The 15,573-nt window shown below is 68.0% G+C and carries 17 protein-coding genes; 8 read left to right on the top strand and 9 right to left on the bottom strand.

The genetic code is table 11. The features are described from left to right. Positions 1–534 (top strand): hypothetical protein, encoded by a 534-nt coding sequence (locus V0Z78_RS15095; RefSeq protein ID WP_336345494.1) that lies wholly within the window; start codon positions 1–3, stop codon positions 532–534. A gap of 232 nt (positions 535–766) precedes the next feature. After that, the gene (locus V0Z78_RS15100) at positions 767–1,531 is read left to right on the top strand and encodes a DUF7282 domain-containing protein (RefSeq protein WP_336345495.1); all 765 of its coding nucleotides are present in this window, start codon (positions 767–769) and stop codon (positions 1,529–1,531) included. 195 nt (positions 1,532–1,726) lie between these two features. Here V0Z78_RS15100 and V0Z78_RS15105 read toward each other — a convergent pair whose 3' ends face one another. Then, positions 1,727–2,791 carry an NAD(P)/FAD-dependent oxidoreductase gene (locus V0Z78_RS15105; RefSeq protein WP_336345496.1) on the bottom strand — a complete coding sequence of 355 codons (1,065 nt, stop codon included), beginning with the start codon at positions 2,789–2,791 and terminating at the stop codon, positions 1,727–1,729. Between the two features lie 57 nt (positions 2,792–2,848). After that, positions 2,849–4,315, bottom strand: a complete 1,467-nt coding sequence (gene arcD / locus V0Z78_RS15110) for an arginine/ornithine antiporter ArcD (protein ID WP_336345497.1) — start codon at positions 4,313–4,315, stop codon at positions 2,849–2,851. Between the two features lie 166 nt (positions 4,316–4,481). Here arcD and V0Z78_RS15115 point away from each other — a divergent pair, with 166 nt between their 5' ends. Further along, entirely contained in the window at positions 4,482–5,015 is a 534-nt protein-coding gene (locus V0Z78_RS15115; RefSeq protein ID WP_336345498.1) for a type 1 glutamine amidotransferase domain-containing protein, read from the top strand. A gap of 6 nt (positions 5,016–5,021) precedes the next feature. Here V0Z78_RS15115 and V0Z78_RS15120 read toward each other — a convergent pair whose 3' ends face one another. Then, positions 5,022–5,615, bottom strand: coding sequence for a GNAT family N-acetyltransferase (locus tag V0Z78_RS15120; RefSeq protein WP_336345499.1), 594 nt, complete (start codon positions 5,613–5,615; stop codon positions 5,022–5,024). Between the two features lie 81 nt (positions 5,616–5,696). On the opposite strand from V0Z78_RS15120, the gene V0Z78_RS15125 reads away from it, so the two are divergent. Next, positions 5,697–6,665, top strand: coding sequence for a C-terminal binding protein (locus tag V0Z78_RS15125; protein WP_336345500.1), 969 nt, complete (start codon positions 5,697–5,699; stop codon positions 6,663–6,665). Positions 6,666–6,726: 61 nt separating this feature from the next. Here V0Z78_RS15125 and V0Z78_RS15130 read toward each other — a convergent pair whose 3' ends face one another. From V0Z78_RS15130 to V0Z78_RS15145, 4 genes are all read right to left on the bottom strand, one after another. After that, entirely contained in the window at positions 6,727–7,344 is a 618-nt protein-coding gene (locus V0Z78_RS15130; protein ID WP_336345501.1) for a class I SAM-dependent methyltransferase, read from the bottom strand. Between the two features lie 246 nt (positions 7,345–7,590). Beyond that, positions 7,591–8,871, bottom strand: coding sequence for an amidohydrolase (locus tag V0Z78_RS15135; protein WP_336345502.1), 1,281 nt, complete (start codon positions 8,869–8,871; stop codon positions 7,591–7,593). 38 nt (positions 8,872–8,909) lie between these two features. Then, positions 8,910–9,239 (bottom strand): uS10/mL48 family ribosomal protein, encoded by a 330-nt coding sequence (locus V0Z78_RS15140; protein ID WP_336345503.1) that lies wholly within the window; start codon positions 9,237–9,239, stop codon positions 8,910–8,912. Between the two features lie 43 nt (positions 9,240–9,282). Next, positions 9,283–10,356: a sugar-transfer associated ATP-grasp domain-containing protein gene (locus V0Z78_RS15145; RefSeq protein ID WP_336345504.1), complete on the bottom strand. Its 1,074-nt coding sequence runs from the start codon at positions 10,354–10,356 to the stop codon at positions 9,283–9,285. 119 nt (positions 10,357–10,475) lie between these two features. Between V0Z78_RS15145 and V0Z78_RS15150 the strand changes: the two genes are divergently transcribed. The 3 genes from V0Z78_RS15150 to V0Z78_RS15160 all read left to right on the top strand — a co-directional run bounded on the left by V0Z78_RS15150 (position 10,476) and on the right by V0Z78_RS15160 (position 12,737). Continuing rightward, the gene (locus tag V0Z78_RS15150) at positions 10,476–10,901 is read left to right on the top strand and encodes a bis(5'-nucleosyl)-tetraphosphatase (RefSeq protein ID WP_332099045.1); all 426 of its coding nucleotides are present in this window, start codon (positions 10,476–10,478) and stop codon (positions 10,899–10,901) included. Between the two features lie 123 nt (positions 10,902–11,024). After that, complete coding sequence (locus V0Z78_RS15155; protein ID WP_336345505.1) at positions 11,025–11,636, top strand: hypothetical protein; 612 nt, start codon at positions 11,025–11,027, stop codon at positions 11,634–11,636. A gap of 66 nt (positions 11,637–11,702) precedes the next feature. Continuing rightward, complete coding sequence (locus V0Z78_RS15160; protein WP_336345506.1) at positions 11,703–12,737, top strand: DUF5787 family protein; 1,035 nt, start codon at positions 11,703–11,705, stop codon at positions 12,735–12,737. Here V0Z78_RS15160 and V0Z78_RS15165 read toward each other — a convergent pair. Beyond that, the gene (locus V0Z78_RS15165) at positions 12,734–13,231 is read right to left on the bottom strand and encodes a DUF5797 family protein (protein WP_336345507.1); all 498 of its coding nucleotides are present in this window, start codon (positions 13,229–13,231) and stop codon (positions 12,734–12,736) included. The genes V0Z78_RS15160 and V0Z78_RS15165 overlap by 4 nt on opposite strands. Before the next feature lie 242 nt (positions 13,232–13,473). Here V0Z78_RS15165 and V0Z78_RS15170 point away from each other — a divergent pair, with 242 nt between their 5' ends. Next, the gene (locus V0Z78_RS15170) at positions 13,474–14,238 is read left to right on the top strand and encodes an enoyl-CoA hydratase/isomerase family protein (RefSeq protein WP_336345508.1); all 765 of its coding nucleotides are present in this window, start codon (positions 13,474–13,476) and stop codon (positions 14,236–14,238) included. A gap of 2 nt (positions 14,239–14,240) precedes the next feature. Here V0Z78_RS15170 and V0Z78_RS15175 read toward each other — a convergent pair whose 3' ends face one another. Beyond that, positions 14,241–15,461 carry an MFS transporter gene (locus V0Z78_RS15175; RefSeq protein ID WP_409338751.1) on the bottom strand — a complete coding sequence of 407 codons (1,221 nt, stop codon included), beginning with the start codon at positions 15,459–15,461 and terminating at the stop codon, positions 14,241–14,243. Positions 15,462–15,573 lie beyond the last annotated feature (112 nt).

Below are 15,573 nucleotides of genomic sequence, written 5' to 3' on the forward strand. Positions count from 1 at the left end.
ATGACCGACCCAGAGAGCACAGCTCGCGGCGATCGACTTCGTGAGCGCATCCACGACTGGAACCGGCCTACCGACGCCGCCGATACCGACATCGAACGGCAGATCGACGAGACCGGCCGTATCACCTACCGGTGCGTCGACGCGAGTAACGACTCCGGGGACCGTCGTTCGACGGACGTCCCCCGTCCCGCGGTGTCCGACGAGGAGCTGGATGCGTGGCGGAGCGGGACGACCGGGCTGTCGCCCGAGGACGCCGACCGGCTGTGGCAGTGGTACAACGACGTCTACGAGACGGCCCTCGTCAACGGCAACCGAACGCGTGGCGTTCGGGCGTTCTTCGAGCGAAGCGCGCTGTTCCCCTGGCGGACAGCGACGCGTGGAAGACACCGATACGACAGCGCGAGATCCACGCTGCCCTCCGAGTGGGCGGAGTGGGTGATCGACGTCACCGTCACCCAATCCGACGTGAACCGGGACGACCTGCTGGTCGAACGGCAGGGGCCGGCGGACGTCCCCCGTCCCACGACTCGGTGACGGTCCGATCGAGCCGTCGAACGCCGGTCCGTCGCGCTCAGCACGATCGACGCGGTTCCACATGACCGACGATCGTCATCGGCGCTCGATCGGTCCGTAGCGATACAAGTATTTCCTGATAGTTGACTAATTATAAGTGGTTGACGTGTGTTTCGGGGAACGCCGACGGGGATCGGCGTCCGTACGTACCGAGCAGGGCCGTACCGGAGAGACGTCTCCGTCGGAACAACCCATGACCAACGAGAACCACGATCCATCGACGACCGAGCACGAATCGAAGCGAAAGACACCTGAGACCTCCTCGCGCGGCGCGGGCGGCCTCCTGCCGTCCCGCCGGCGCATGTTACAGGCGATCGGTGGCGTCGGCGCGTCGCTCGCGATGACCGGGCACGCCGCGAGCGCGGGCTGTGACGACGATCACGACCATCACGACGATCACGACGATGCTCATACGGGCGACCGAAAGGACGGACGCGACGAGTCGGCCGTCACTAGCGAAGCGTACAGTCGTTTCTCGGATCAGGTCACCGACGGAACGTACACCGTCATCGACGAGATAAACATCACGACGGAGGAGGGCGGGTTCGCGTCGATCCACATCGCCCGTCCGGAGGAGGGCGTCGCGGACGTCGGCTTCATCAACCCGGAGAACGGGGAACCACAGAACGCGGCCGCGACGATCATCGGCTATTCGGAGTGGCTCGAACCGGGCCTCCACGAGAACGTCGAGGTTCCGCTGTTCCAGGACGAGGAGCTCGATGCCGTCTCCGAACTGGACCGACTGGAGGAGCCCACCGTACTGGTCTCGCTCGCCCACATCGACAGCAACGAGAACCAGGAGTGGGACTTCTTCGACGAGAGCGACGAGGATCCCGCGTACAACGGCGCGGCCGAGAACACCGAGAACCAGTTCGCGCCGCCGTCCGCCCGCCCGACCGACATCGCGGCGGTCGTCCCGCTCGAGGAGAACGCAGACGAGTTCGAGATCTCGCGCTAGCGGATCTTCGCCTCCAGTTTTCGCACCGCTTTCTTCCCGATCCGTGAGGACTCCCCGTGTCGATGGGTCTCGGAGGGTATCGACCGTCTCCCGGCGATATGGTCCGGTCTCCTCGTCCGATGGTCGGACTCGCTCGTGATCGAACCGATTCTCGTGACGGCGCGCGTATCGGTCGAGCCGGACCGCTCTCGAGGTCTACCTCTCGTTCGGGTTCGAGGAGGTCATCCCCGCGTGGTCGTCCCGCTTCTGAACGTCGTGTGCCTTCTCGCGAATCGCCTCGGAGACGGCCGGTACGTCGAACTCGCTCGGGGTCTCCCCGGCTTCGATCTCCTCGCTCGGGACCGGGAAGGTCCGTAGCTCGTGATGTAGCGCGAGGCCGGCTCTCGCGCCGTCGCCCATCGCGATCGGGGTCTGGTTCTGGCCGTGGGTGAGGTCGCCGACGGCGTACACCCCCTCGACCGAGGTGCGGCCCTCGTCGTCGACCTGGACGGCACCCTCGTCGTCGAGCTCGCAGCCGAGCCCCTTCGCGAGCCGGTTGTTGTACGAGGTGCCGTACTTCGCGAAACCGCCGACGTACTCCCGGATCGTTCCGTCGGCGAACTCGATCGCTCCGATCTCGGGGCGGCCGGCCTCGCTGTCCCGGGGATGGACGGTGACGGCCTCCTCCTCGCGAACCCCGACCGGGTGAGCACGAAGCTGATCGTCGGTTCCCTCGTCCCACTCGGGCTCCGCGCCGTGGAGCAACAGCTCGACGTCGGCGGTGAAGTTGAGCATCATCATCGCCATCTCCGCGGCGCTCTCGGTGTGACCGAACACGTAGACGGGCTCGTCGATCAGCGAGTAGGCGTCACAGTGCAGACAGTAGTGGAGCCCGTGGCCGGTGTACCGCGTCAGCTCCGGGAACGACGGCGGTGCGTCCTTGAATCCGGTCGCGAGCACTACTCGCTCGGCGAGCACGGTCCGATCGTGTGCCTCGACGCGGAACTGCCCTCCGTCACGGGTACGGGCAACGTTCTGGACGGTGTCGGCGTGGCAGTCGGCGCCGTACTCCTCGAGCTGGTCGAGCGCGAGCGCAGTGATCTCCCGGCCGGTCGTCTCCTCGGAGATCCCGATCACGTTGTGGACGTGTTCGACCGTCGTGTACCGGCCGCCCTCGCGGTTGATGAGCGCCGTCTCGTGGCCGAGCCGGGTCGTGTAGAGGGCGGTCGTCAGGCCGCCGGGACCGCCGCCGACGACGACGACCTCGTACTCCGCGGGCATGGAAACACCCACGGACGCCGGACGGTTCAGTCGACGGCTTGCAGGGGTGGGCGTCGATCAGTCGTCGCCCACGGTCGGCTCGGCGCCGATCCCGGCGTCGGCTTCGATTCCGTCGACGTAGCTGATCCCCCAGCCCGTCAGTCCCATGACGAAGAGGATCGCCGGCGAGAGGAAGCCGAGGAAGTAGTAGGGGGCGTACGCCAGCGGCGACACGCCGAGCGTGGCGGTCATGAACGCCCCGCCCGCGTTCCACGGGATCAGCACGCTGGTCGTAGTGCCGGCGGCCTCCACGGCCCGTGAGAGGTTCCGGCTCTCGAGGCCGAACTCCTCGTAGACGCCCTGGAAGGTCATCGACGGGATGACGATACTCATGTACTGCTGACCCGCGAGCCCGTTCATCGCGAAGGCAGACACGCCGGTGGCCACGGTCAACCCCGCGACGCTGTGGATGAACCGTTCCAGTCCGTGGGCGAGTGCGGCGAGCGTCCCCGTCCGTTCGAGCAGGCCGCCCAGCGAGAGCGCGACGACGACGATCGAGACCGTCCACGCCGAGCCCTCGAGGCCGTCGCTCGCGAGCAGTTCGTCGACCAGGTCCGTGCCGGTGGCGGGCGAGGTGCCGGCCTGGGCGATCTCCCAGGCGCTCGTGAAGCCGACGCCCTGGACAGCGAGCATCGTCGCCACGCCCGCGAACACCCCGCCGACCAGCGTCGGCAGGGCGGGGTAGCCGGCGAGCGCGAGCCCGAAGGTGACCGCCAGCGGGAGGAACACGAGGGGGTTGATCTCGTAGTTCGCGAGCAGCGCGGACTGGATGGTCTCGATCCGCTCTACAGGGATCTCACCGGTGATCTGTAGGCCGAGATAGGCGTAGGCGACCAGCGCGATGGCCAGCGCGAGGCCGGTCCCGACCCGCATGGTGTTGACGTGCTCCATCAGGTCGGTGTTCGTCACTGCGGCGGCGAGATTCGTTGTGTCCGACAGCGGCGTGATCTTGTCACCGGTGTACGCGCCCGTCAGCACTGCACCGGCGGTCATCGGCGCGGGGACGCCGAGCCCCCCGCCGATCCCCATCAGGGCGACGCCCAGCGTGGCGGCGGTGGTCCACGACGAGCCGATCGCGAACGCCGAGACCGTGGCGATCAGCGCCGTCGCGGGCAGGAAGACCACGGGCGAGAGCAGCCCCAGCCCGTAGTAGATCAGCCCCGGAATCGTTCCGGCACCGATCCAGGCGGGGATCAGCATGTAGATCACGAACAGGATCAGAAGCGCCTGCATCCCCATCCGCAGGCTGTCGGCGACGCCGTCGAACAGTTCGTCCCAGGTGATCCCGAGCCAGTAGCGCCCAACCAGTCCGGTCAGTACGCAGCCCCACAGCAGCGGCATGTGCGGATCCAGCCCGAGCACAACCGCGCCGACGGTCAGGAACGCGATCATCCCCACGATCGGCACCAGCGCCTGTCCCATCGAGGGCCGTCGCTCCTCCGGGATCTCCTCGTAGGATCTCGTCGCGAATCCGAGTTCAGCCATCACGAGCGTTATGTCCTCAGGGCATATACGTCTGTTCGAAAATGATCGACGGTGATACTGAGGCGTGCGAACGCGCGACCCGGTGGCGTGCCTCGAGGGCCGTATAAACGCCCCGCGACTGCTGCGGTGGACGTTTACGGGCCTGGAGTCCCTACGAACGATCGCTATGAAGGCACTCATCGTCACCACCGACGGGTTCGAGGACAGCGAACTCACCTATCCCTACTACCGGCTGCAGGAGGCGGGTATCGACGTCGCACTCGCCACGCCCGACGGCGAGAGCGTGACGGGCAAGATCGGCGAGGAGATGGACGCCGACCTCGCCATCAGCGAGGCCAGCGAGGACGAGTACGACCTGCTGGTCGTGCCGGGCGGCAACGCCCCCGAGGACCTCCGGCTCGAGGCCGAGGAGGCGATCACGCTGGTCCAGGAGTTCGACGACAGCGGAAAGCCCATCGCGTCGGTCTGTCACGGCGCCCAGCTCCTGATCAGTGCCGACGTCCTGGAGGGTCGCGAGGCCACCGGTTTCTGGGCGATCCAGGTCGACATGAAGAACGCCGGCGCGACGTTCGTCGACGAGGAGTGCGTCGTCGACGACAACCTGATCACCGCGCGCTACCCCGCCGACCTGCCCGCGTGGCTCTCCGGGCTGTTCGAACAGCTCGACGAGGTCGAAGCCCAGCCCGTCGCGGCCGACTAAGTTCGACTACTTCCGACCGACCGCCTCGCGGTACTGCGTTTCGGTGATCGTATAGCGGTAGACGTCGGCGACCTCGCCGCGATACGGCGTCCAGTTTCTCAACACGCCGTCGCGCTGTCCGCCGAAGCGCTCGATGATCCGTTCGATCGACCGCCGTGCGTTCTCGTTGTCGACGTTGTGGGTGAACGCGACGAGCTCGAGGTCCAGCCCGTCGAACGCGAGCTCCAACAGCGCCGCCGTCTGTTCGCCCGCGTACCCCCGACCCCAGAAGGGCTTTCGAAGCCAGGCGCCCGGCCTGGCGGTTCGGCGCCGCCAGTCGAGGTCGAGGATGGCGTTGCCCGCGAACTCGCCGGCGCGCGGCTCGCCCTCGCGGGGCCGGATCGCGTAGGTGGCCCGGTCGTGGTCGTTCCAGCGCCGCTCGATCCGTTCGACGAATTCGTAGGTCTCCTCGATCGTCGCGTGACGGTCCCACGGCATGAACTGTGCGACCCGCTCCGTCTCGTCGGCCGAGAGGACGCGATACAGCTTCTGGAGGTCGACTGTGTCGTGGCCGAAGCGAACGAGCGAGAGCCGCTCGGTCTCGAGGCGCTCGGGAAACATCCTCTCGATCGATGGAGCGGCGGAGTAAGAAAGGAATCGTTCGGGCGAAGGGCTAACCGTCCCGCCCGAGACCGGACGGACGTGACACACCGGATCGTCGTCAGCGACGCGAAGGCGGAGGAGTCGGACCTGGAGATCCACCGCGAAGTGCTCTCGCGGGTCGACGCGGAGGTCGTCGCCAGCGAGCTTCGAACCGAGGAGGAGGTCCGCGAGGCCGCGACCGACGCGACGGCGTTGATCGTCGATACGCGGACGCCCGTCACGGCCGCGGTCCTCGAGGAGAACGACGGGCTGCAGGTCGTCGGCCGCGCGGGGATCGGCGTCGACAACGTCGCGATCGACGCCGCGAAGGAGGCCGGCGTCACGGTCGTCAACGCGCCGACGTACTGTCTCGACGAGGTCGCGACCCACGCGCTCTCGCTGTTGCTCGCCTGCCTGCGGAGCCTCCCGAGCTACGACCGCGAGGTCCGCAAGGGCGGCTGGGACTGGCGCGCCGGCGAACCGGCCGTCCGGCTTCGGGAGGCGACGCTGGGACTCGCCGGCTTCGGACGGATCCCGCGCCGGCTCGCGACCATGGTCCAGGGCTTCGGCTGCGAACTGCTCGTCCACGACCCCTACATCCCGGACGGCGAGATAGCGACCTACAACGCCGAGTCGGTCGAGTTCGACGCGCTGCTCGAACGCTCCGACCTCCTCTCGGTTCACCTCCCGCTCACCGACGACACCGAGGGGACGTTCGACCGGGAGGCGTTCGAGCGGATGCCGGATCACGCGATCCTCGCGAACACCGCCCGCGGCGGCGTGATCGACGAGGCCGACCTCGCGAATGCGCTCGAGGCCGGAGAGATCGAGGCAGCGGGCCTCGACGTATTGTGCGAGGAGCCGCCGGAGGAGTCGCCGCTGCTCGAGCGTGATGACGTGCTGTTCAGCCCGCACGCGGGCTGGTACTCCGAGTCCGCCCGCGAGGACCTCGCTCGCGAGGTCGCGGGCGACGTCGCACGGGTGCTCGCCGGCGAGGAGCCGCGCAACCCGGTGACTGACGACTGGTAGCTACGGGACCGACGTCGTCGAAAAAGGTCGCGGGTCCCGTCGTGGTCCCTATCGGGGGCGGTCAGGGGGCCCGGAACACTCGTATCGTATCCCGGGAAGTGGGCTCGCGGATTAGTTGGACCAACCCCCTGTCGGCGAACACCCGCTTCCAGTGGCGGTGGTACAGCGGGAACTCGCCGTCAACGTAGCTGACGGCGGCGTCCCCCCGGCCACGTTCGGGACTGTTCCCCTCGTTCTCGGCGGTCACGAGCAGGTCACCGGTGACGCGTGCGAGTTCGTCGAACACCCACTCGTCGTCCGGGTGGATGTGTTGGAGGGTCTCCACCGAGTAGACGACGTCGAACGCGCCGTCATCGAACTCCGAGACGAGCTCCTCGACGGCGTCAGCGTGGAACGTCCCCGAATCGGCAAGCCCCGGGTACTGCTCGACCATCACGTCGAACGACTCGTCGTTGATGTCGATCCCGGTGAGGTTCCCGAAGCCCCGTTCGCGGAGGTACGCGAGATGGCGCCCGGAGCCACAGCCCACCTCGAGGATCGCCGCTGCGTCGTCGACGTAGTGTTCAAGCACGTTAGCGAGCGTCTCGCTCACTTCGTTGGGCCCGATCCGGGCGTAGTACGCCGGCGAGAACTTCCCTGAACGCTCGGCCCAGTCCCGGCGAACGTCGTCCGGCTGCATATCCCCTCGAACGTGAGTGAGCAGTATATACTGTGCGGAACCCGCCAGAGATCCGTACTGGAGGACGTCAGAAGGACGATGACGGCAAAAACGCCGAACGAGGGTGCCCCCGTGATCACGCTTCGCGATGGACACCTATCCGACGCGTCTTCGTCTCTGTTCGGGAAGCTATATCGGCCGTACACCCATCCGTCTCGTGATTCGAGAAGGGAGCGAAACGGGCGGGATTCGGTGAAATCTCGACGGCTACTCGGGTCGAGTCGCCGCGATCTCGCGGATCGCCCCGCTGATCACGTCGATGCCGATGGGGATGCTCCGCTCGTCGACGTCGAACGTCGCGGTGTGGTGGCCGCCGGGGTGGTCGGTGCCGATGCCGACGTAGGCGGCGTAGCCGCCGTTCCTCTGGACCTCTCTCATCAGGTAGGTCGCGTCCTCGCTACCGCCGAGCGTGTCTCGGTCGAGGACGCTATCGACGCCCTCGACGCCGCCCGCCACCGCGGAGACGATCTCCGCGAGCTGTGCGTCGCTGCGCGCGCTGGGAGCCCGCCCCCTCGTCTCGATCTCGACCTCGCAGCCGTGCATCTCCGCCGCGCCGTGGAGCACGCGCTCGGCGCGTTCTCGCATGTACTCCATGAGTTCGGTGGTCTCGCCGCGGACCTCCGCCTCGATGTAGGCGGACTCGGGAACGATGTTCGAGGCGGTGCCGCCGCCGACCTGCCCGGCGTTGACGCGGGTCGCGCCGTCCTGGTGACGGGGGATCGCGTAGAGGTTCCCTACGGCCGTGGCCATCGCCTGGACGGCGTTCTCGCCCTCGTTCGGGGCGGCGCCGGCGTGGGCTGGCTCGCCGCTGAACTCGACGTGGAGGTGCGCAACTGCCAGAAAACCGTCGATGCCCGCGACCACCTCGCCGGTGGGGTGGTCGAGCCCGAGATGCAGCGCGAGCAGGTAGTCGACGTCCGCGAGGTGGCTGCTCTTGGCTATCGCCCTCCCGCCGGCGATCATCTCCTCGCCGGGCTGGAAGAACACCTTGAGGGTTCCCTCGAAATCGCTCTCCTTGATCGCCTCGAGTACGCCCAGACCGATCGTCGCGTGGCCGTCGTGGCCGCAGGCGTGCATCGCCCCCTCGTGTTCGGAGCGAAAGCCCTCGGCGACGGGGGCGTGCTCGTCGGCCCTGGACTCCTCTCGCAGCAGGCCGTCGATGTCGACCCGCAGCCCGACGGTCGGCCCCTCACCCTGCCGGAGGACGGCGACGCAGCCGGTGTAGCCGCCGTCGAGTCGGTCGAGGACGTCCTCCTTTGCGCCCGCCTCACGCGCCCGGGCGAACCACTCGACCAGCTCACTGGAGTCGGGGACGGCCATCCGTTCGTCGGGATCGATCGCCTCGCGGCCGACGTAGATGTCGGTGACGCCGATGCGCTCGAGCTCCTCGACGATGCGGCAGGTGGTGTAGAACTCGCGCCACGCGGGCTCGGGGTGGCGATGGAGGTCGCGTCGCAGCTCGATCAGGTGGTCGCCGGTCGTGCTCATACCCGTCCGGAGGAGCGGGGGCCACTTAGGTTGCGTCGTCAGGCCGACCCCATCGGCCGGATCTGTTCGAGTTCGACCTCGATGTGAACGCCATCGGGGAGCGACCGCTGGGCCACCTGGCGGGCGACGTCGTCGTGGCCGACGATCTCGAGCGTCCGGGTGTAGACGGTGTAGCGCCACGACGAGAAGCCGTCGCCCTCGCCGGTCGTCCGTTTGTACTGCGGGACGCCGAGTGTCCGCGGCGGCTTCGGGTGCGGCCCCTTCAGCTCCGCGCCCTTTCGCTCGACGAACGTCGAGATCGACGAGACGACGTCGTCGAGCACCGCTCGATCCCCGCTCTGGAGCGTGAGTTTCGTGACGAAGGTCATGGCTGTCCGTACCGTCGCGCGCCGGAATCAAAAGTCGTCCGACTTACCGCACGTCGTGCTCGCGGTAGAAGCGCTCGACCCGCTCGTCGACACACAGTGGCCCGTGAACCTGCAGCGACTTCACGCCGGGGTAGTTGTTCGCCTCGATGATCTCGAACTCGCCCTCGTTCGTCACCACTAGATCCCACCCGGCATAGGGCAGGTACGGGACCGAGTCCGCCACCTCGAGCAGCCCCTCGAGCACCCGCCCCCAGCCGGGGATCTCGACCCCCTCGATTCTCGCCCCGGTGTCGGGATGGGTCTCGCGCCACGTGAGTTCGCCGTCGAACGGGTAGATCACGGCCTCGCCGATTCGCCCCTGCTCGTCGACGAGCGCGCTGAGCCCGCCCTGCGACCAGTTGTCCATCGGCTTCGTCTCGTCCGTTCCGATCCGGTGGATCGCCCGCGCGAGGAACGGTTCGTCCCGCTCTGTGTCCCACATCGTCACCGCCCGGACGGTGTTGGTCGCCTCGGGGTAGATCGACTCGGCGTACTCGGCCTGTCGGGTGAAGTCGGTGACGACGTAGTCCTCGAGGTCAGCGAGGCGCTCGCGCAGGTCGGCCCGAGAGACGGGCTCGCCGTCGAGCCGGTAGCCCTCGTCAGTTCGGGTACACAGCAGGACGTTGTGGCCGCCGCCGCCGATCACCCACTTCATCACGACCGTTTCGCCCGCGTCGAGGTCCTCGACCCACTCGATGGCGGGTCGGGTCGGTCCGCGGTCTCCCTCCGAGGAGATCGAGCGGAACGTGCCGTCGGTGATGATCCCGTGAAGCTCGGGTAAGCGATCGGAGAAGCGGCTCAGGACGCCGTAGAGCATGAGCTTGTTGTCGAGCGCGTAGCCGAACCGACCGTTGATCCCCTGCGTCTTCACGAAGCGCTCGTAGTCGGTGAGGTAGTCCCGCGAGTCGTAGCGATCGAAGTCGTAGAGCACCGCTGCATGGCTCAGGAACCCTCGTCGCCAGTAGTCGATCCGCTCCGTGGGCGAGAGCGAGGTGTACTCCCAGGAGCGTCGTTCCTCCTCGGCCAGCGTCCGTAGCTGTCGTATTCCGTGATAGATCTCCTTCGGTGTCAGGTTCACGTTCATGTCTCGTTACCTGATGTGTTATGTGTTGTTGCCCGTTCTCGCCCCCGTCGGTTCACCCACCCGACGGCTCCGAACTCCGATATTCTCTTAACGACCGGTGGGCTAGCGAACGTATGACTGTCGAGGCGACAAGCGCCGGCGCGATCCTCTTTCGGGATACGCGTGGTCGGCGCGAGTATCTCCTCCTCAAGAGTCGCCCGGGGGACTGGGAGTTCCCCAAGGGCGGCGTCGAGGACGGAGAGGAACTCCAGCAGACCGCGATTCGCGAGGTGAAGGAGGAGGCCGGCATCGAGGACTTCCGTCTGATCGACGGCTTCCGGGACGAGTACAACTACGTCTTCCAGGCCGACGGCCAGACGATCCACAAGACCGTTCACCTGTTCATCGCCGAGTCGTTCGAGGCGAGCGCCGAGCTCTCGACCGAGCATCGCGACCTCCAGTGGCGCGACTACGAGCAGGCGATCAACACCATCACGCAGGACGGTCCCCGGGAGATCCTCGAAGACGCCGAGGAGTTCCTCGACGAGAACGGCTACTGAGCCGGTCCGTCGGGCTCATCGGAACCGGTCCCTGGATCCGAAGCGACCTTCGATCGCGGGACGAGGACTGAAACGTCCGGACGTCGTACCGACTGGTATGACGTCTCCTCGGCGGTCGATCCGATGACCGCCCGCACCGATTCCGGAACGACTCTCGCGGCGATCACGAACCGAGCCCGCGGCTTCTGGACGTACTACCGGCGGTACACGAACACCGCGATCCACGCGGCGGCCACGGCGGCGCTGACGGCGTTCGGCCTGTTGATCTTCATCGACCCCTCGTTCGCGTGGCTGGCGATCGCCTCCTACCTCCTGCCGCCGGTGGTGCTCTACGCCATCGGGAGCGACGCCGGGTCCGACCGGTCCGCCGACGTCGAGCCGACCGACGGACCCGTCCGGACCCGAGACGATCGAACGACCCTCGTCGACGGCGGCCCGGACTCCGGCGCCGGCTCCGGTGGCACTGATACGGACGGCGACGCGGACCACGATGGCCCCGATACCGACGCCGACGGGACGGACGTCGATCGTGACGGCTCCGATGCCGATAGTGACGGTTCGGACGGCGACGCCGACGGTCGGGATCTCGATTACGACGGCCCCGACCTGGATCACGACGGCCCCGATCGGGACGCCGACGGGACCGACTCGGACTCCGACTCCGACGGCCGGGACGCGGACGCCGACGGCGCCGACGTCGACCGCGACGGTCCGGACCTCGATCGTGACGGGTAACCGCCGCCCCCGCGAGCGCAGCGGACCTCCGAACGACTTAGGCCGATCGCGAACGGACCGTCGCGTATGGCGCGCGAGCGGACCGACCACGAGTTCGGATTCGAGCTCCGGGTCTGCCGGTGGGTCGAACGGGCCTGGGAGCCCGTAGACGAGGCGGCCGTCCTCGTCTCCCGCCAGCTCGGCACCCGCGAGCGGCGCTGGGACACGATCGTCGTCGAGGTCGACCCCGAGGGACTGACCGAACGCGAAAAGTTCGGGCGCGAGCGCCTCGATTCGGACCTGCTCTTCGTCGTCCGAAACGCGCCAGCCGACTGGGCGTGGTATCGCGACGCGCTGCCGGATCCCGGCTACCCGTGGCGCTACGTCCGCGAGTCGATCCACGAGGCGAACGATCGAGGGATCCTCGACGTCCGTCGGAGCGGCAATCGGATCGAGATCCGTCGACGGTGGGAGTACCCCGATTGGGTCGGGCGGATCGTCGCCATCGAGAACAAACCCGACCTGGACGCCAGCGCCGCGAACGCGCTGGCCGACCAGATCGAACGCGACGTCGCGCTCTCGCTGGCCGACGAGGTGTGGGTCGCCACCCGGCGGACGGGCGAGCGGGTCGAACCCGCCCTGTTCGAGGACCTACCCGTCGAGGCCGGGATCCTCGCGTTCGACCCCGAGGGCGGCGACGCCGACGTCGTCTGGCATCCCCGGACGCTCGATCCCGCCTCCCCCGGGACCCGGATCATCGACCGGCCGGACGCGGGCGCTCACGACCGTTCGGCGGCGCGCTTCGAGTACCTCCCGCCCGAGGAGAAGGCGAAGACGCGCCTCGCGATCGCGGAGCGTGCCTACGAGCGGGGCTGGCGGTCGTACGTCGACACCATGCGCCCCGACTGCCGGCACTTCGAGGGACGGTTCGCGTCGGGAGCGTTGCTCCCGTGGTGTGTCGCGAAGGACCGCGAACAGAGCGCCGCCGAGTGCTCGGGATCGTGTGGCGAGTTCGAACCCGAACCGCCCGCCTGGCGGACCCGCGGCCCGCCGATCGAGGGCGGACCCGGCGCGGGGATCCGACGCCTGCTCGACCGCCGGCGCGAGCGAACGCGTCCCTAGTCTTCCTCGCGAGCCTCGACCCGGACGTCGTCGCGGGCGGCAGCCCGCCGAAACGTCGGAACGCTCCGGTACTCGACCTCGACGACGCCCTTTCGCTTGAGGCTCTGGAGCGCGGAGCGGACCTCCTCGGCCGCGGGGTCGACGTCGTACGCCTCGCGCAGGTCGTGAAGCACCGAAACGACGCTCTGTGAGCGCTCCTCGGGCCCGGCGAGCACCTCGAACGCCTGGCGCTCGAGTCCCGAGACGCGGATCACCGTCTCGCCGTCGCCGCCCTCGACACCCGGCTCGACGTCGACGAGCTCCGCGGCCTCGGGGGTCGCGCGGATCAGGCTGTTCTCGTCGCGGTAGTAGTACTCCGAGAGCTCCTCCTCGAGATAGCCGTGGACCTCGCTCCCGCTCTCGAGCCCCCAGCGTTCCTGCAGCTCCGAGTTCTTCGTCGGCTGCAGCTCGACCACGTCCGCGAGGCGCGCTCTAGCCTCCTCCGAGAGGGTCATTTGCCAGGCGTACGAAGGGCCGCCACCTTACTCATTCGCTCTCGACACGGAGACCGATCCGGTCGGGACCTCGGACACTCCACTAGGATCGGTCGATCCGCGACTCCGGTTCCGGGCCGGCGATCCCCGCTCGTCCCCGTTCCGCGACCCGATGCTCGGCCGCGTGACTGGCTCGCGTCTCGAACGGGGAGAGGCGATCCGGGGGGCGAACGTTTAGGACGCCGGCACTCGTGGTCCACGCCATGTCCGAGAACGTGACGATCGAGCGACGAGGCGGCGTCGCCACCATTACGATCGATCGCCCCGACAACCTCAACGCGCTCAACACCAACACGCTCCACGCGCTCGAGAACGTCCTCGACGAGACCGACGACGCCCGCACGGTCGTGCTCACGGGTGCCGGCGACGACGCGTTCGTCGCCGGCGCGGACATCGGCTACATGCAGGACCTCTCGACCGAGGAGGCACTCGAGTACGCCGAACTCGGCCACCGCATCTGCGACCGTCTCGAGACCCATACCGCACCCGTGATCGCCGCGATCAACGGCTACGCGTTCGGCGGCGGCTGTGAGCTGGCGCTGGCGGCCGACCTGCGGGTCGCGAGCGAGAACGCCGTCCTCGGCCAGACCGAGATCGACCTCGGCATCGTTCCCGGCTGGGGCGGCACCCAGCGCCTGCCCCGGCTGATCGGCGATCAGGCCGCCCGACGGATGATCTTCCTCGGCGAGCGACTCGATGCCGAAGCGGCGGCGGAGGTCGGCCTCGTCGGCGAGGTCGTCCCCCAGGAGGAGCTCGATACGGTCGTCGAGGAGATGGCCCAGGAGCTCGCCTCGAAGCCCCGATTCGCGCTCGCGGCGGCGAAGGAGGCGCTCAACCAGGTCCACGAGGGGCCGCGATCGGAAGGACTCGCCTTCGAGCGTCGGCTCTGGAGCGGGCTGTTCGGTACCCACGACCAGCGCGAGGGGATGGAGGCGTTCGTCGAGAAGCGCGACCCCGAGTTCGAGTAACCTCAGTCCTGCGGCGCGCTCTCCGAGCGGGCCACGGGCGCCTCGCGACCGACGGTCTCCTCGACCTGCGTGTAGACGAGCACGAGACCACAGATCGCGAGCGCCGCCCCGAAGGCGAACGGGACGAGAAAGCCCAAACTGACGAGGAAGCCCGCGCTGAGCGGGCCGAGCGCAACGCCGAGGCCGAACGCCATCGTCAGCACCGACAGTTTGGTTCCGGAGTCGCCGCCGGTCGCGAGATCGCCCGCCAGCGCGAGCGCGGGGGCGAACACCATCGCGCCCGCGACGCCCTGGAGGAACCGCGCGAGCAGCATCAGCTCGGAGCTCAGGATCACGCCCTGGACGAACGTCGAGGGCGCCAGCAGGACCAGCCCCCAGAGGATGAACGGCTTTCGACCCCAGCGGTCGCTCCCCCGGCCGATGGGGACCTGCAGGAAGACCTGTGCGATGATGAACGCCGCGAACTGGACGCCGAACCAGCTCGAACCCTGATCGAGCCGGGCGTTGACCTCGGGCTGGAGGGTGGCGAACAGCGCGATCCCGATCGCCATGAACAGCGAGGCGACGCCGAGCGTGAAGATCGGATCGAGTCCACCGTCCTCGGCGAACACGTCGACCGAGAGGTCGCCGCCGGCCCTCGAGAGCTCCGCGGGATCGTGAACGAGGTAGGAGACCAGCACGAACCCGAGCGCGGCGGCTCCGGCGGCGACGTAGAAGGTCGCCTCGAAGCCGCCGAGCGTGATCCCGAGAAGCGAGTAGGGACCGGCGCTGACCAGCGCGCCGGCGGCGATCGGCCCCGTTCCGAAGCCGACCAGGCGAAAGGTGTTGTAGACGCCCATGTTGCCGCCGCGGGTCCCCGCGTTGGCGAGTTCGTTGACCAGCGCGACCGACGTCGGGATGATAAAGGCGATCGAGACCCCCTGCAGGGCGCGCACGACGATCAACGAGAGGTACGACCCCGCGAACAGGTAGAGCAGGTTCGCGGTCGTCAGCCCGCCCAGTCCTAGGAGGATGTAGGGCTTTCGCCGCCCGGTGCGGTCCGAGACCCGCCCGGTGAACGGCTGGAAGGCGCTGCTGACGAAGCCCACCAGCGAGAGGACGATCCCGATGATCATCGACTCGGTCAGCCCGAACGCCCGCCCCTCGACGACTCCGCTCGCGATGTAGAGGGGCAGAACGATGATGAGAAAGGAGTTACCGACGCCGTCGGCCATTCTGGCCATGGCGAGCGCGAGGACGCGTCGGTCGGTTCCGAAGAGAGCCACACCGGGGCTATGAGGACCGGAAGCCATCAGGCTGCCGTTCGGCGAAGGGATAAGAACCCCGCGGACGTAT

The organism is Halalkalicoccus sp. CG83 (assembly GCF_037081715.1).
In the GTDB taxonomy this organism is placed as follows: Archaea; Halobacteriota; Halobacteria; order Halobacteriales; family Halalkalicoccaceae; genus Halalkalicoccus; species Halalkalicoccus ordinarius.

Excerpts from the sequence above, each read along its gene's own strand:
- V0Z78_RS15135 (WP_336345502.1), bottom strand. The coding sequence starts at position 8,871 with ATGAGCACGACCGGCGACCACCTGATCGAGCTGCGACGCGACCTCCAT.
- V0Z78_RS15115 (WP_336345498.1), top strand. The coding sequence starts at position 4,482 with ATGAAGGCACTCATCGTCACCACCGACGGGTTCGAGGACAGCGAACTC.
- V0Z78_RS15150 (WP_332099045.1), top strand. The coding sequence starts at position 10,476 with ATGACTGTCGAGGCGACAAGCGCCGGCGCGATCCTCTTTCGGGATACG.
- V0Z78_RS15160 (WP_336345506.1), top strand. The coding sequence starts at position 11,703 with ATGGCGCGCGAGCGGACCGACCACGAGTTCGGATTCGAGCTCCGGGTC.
- V0Z78_RS15165 (WP_336345507.1), bottom strand. The coding sequence starts at position 13,231 with ATGACCCTCTCGGAGGAGGCTAGAGCGCGCCTCGCGGACGTGGTCGAG.
- V0Z78_RS15120 (WP_336345499.1), bottom strand. The coding sequence starts at position 5,615 with ATGTTTCCCGAGCGCCTCGAGACCGAGCGGCTCTCGCTCGTTCGCTTC.
- V0Z78_RS15105 (WP_336345496.1), bottom strand. The coding sequence starts at position 2,791 with ATGCCCGCGGAGTACGAGGTCGTCGTCGTCGGCGGCGGTCCCGGCGGC.
- V0Z78_RS15140 (WP_336345503.1), bottom strand. The coding sequence starts at position 9,239 with ATGACCTTCGTCACGAAACTCACGCTCCAGAGCGGGGATCGAGCGGTG.
- V0Z78_RS15130 (WP_336345501.1), bottom strand. The coding sequence starts at position 7,344 with ATGCAGCCGGACGACGTTCGCCGGGACTGGGCCGAGCGTTCAGGGAAG.
- V0Z78_RS15170 (WP_336345508.1), top strand. The coding sequence starts at position 13,474 with ATGTCCGAGAACGTGACGATCGAGCGACGAGGCGGCGTCGCCACCATT.
- V0Z78_RS15175 (WP_409338751.1), bottom strand. The coding sequence starts at position 15,461 with ATGGCCAGAATGGCCGACGGCGTCGGTAACTCCTTTCTCATCATCGTT.
- arcD (WP_336345497.1), bottom strand. The coding sequence starts at position 4,315 with ATGGCTGAACTCGGATTCGCGACGAGATCCTACGAGGAGATCCCGGAG.
- V0Z78_RS15095 (WP_336345494.1), top strand. The coding sequence starts at position 1 with ATGACCGACCCAGAGAGCACAGCTCGCGGCGATCGACTTCGTGAGCGC.
- V0Z78_RS15100 (WP_336345495.1), top strand. The coding sequence starts at position 767 with ATGACCAACGAGAACCACGATCCATCGACGACCGAGCACGAATCGAAG.
- V0Z78_RS15155 (WP_336345505.1), top strand. The coding sequence starts at position 11,025 with ATGACCGCCCGCACCGATTCCGGAACGACTCTCGCGGCGATCACGAAC.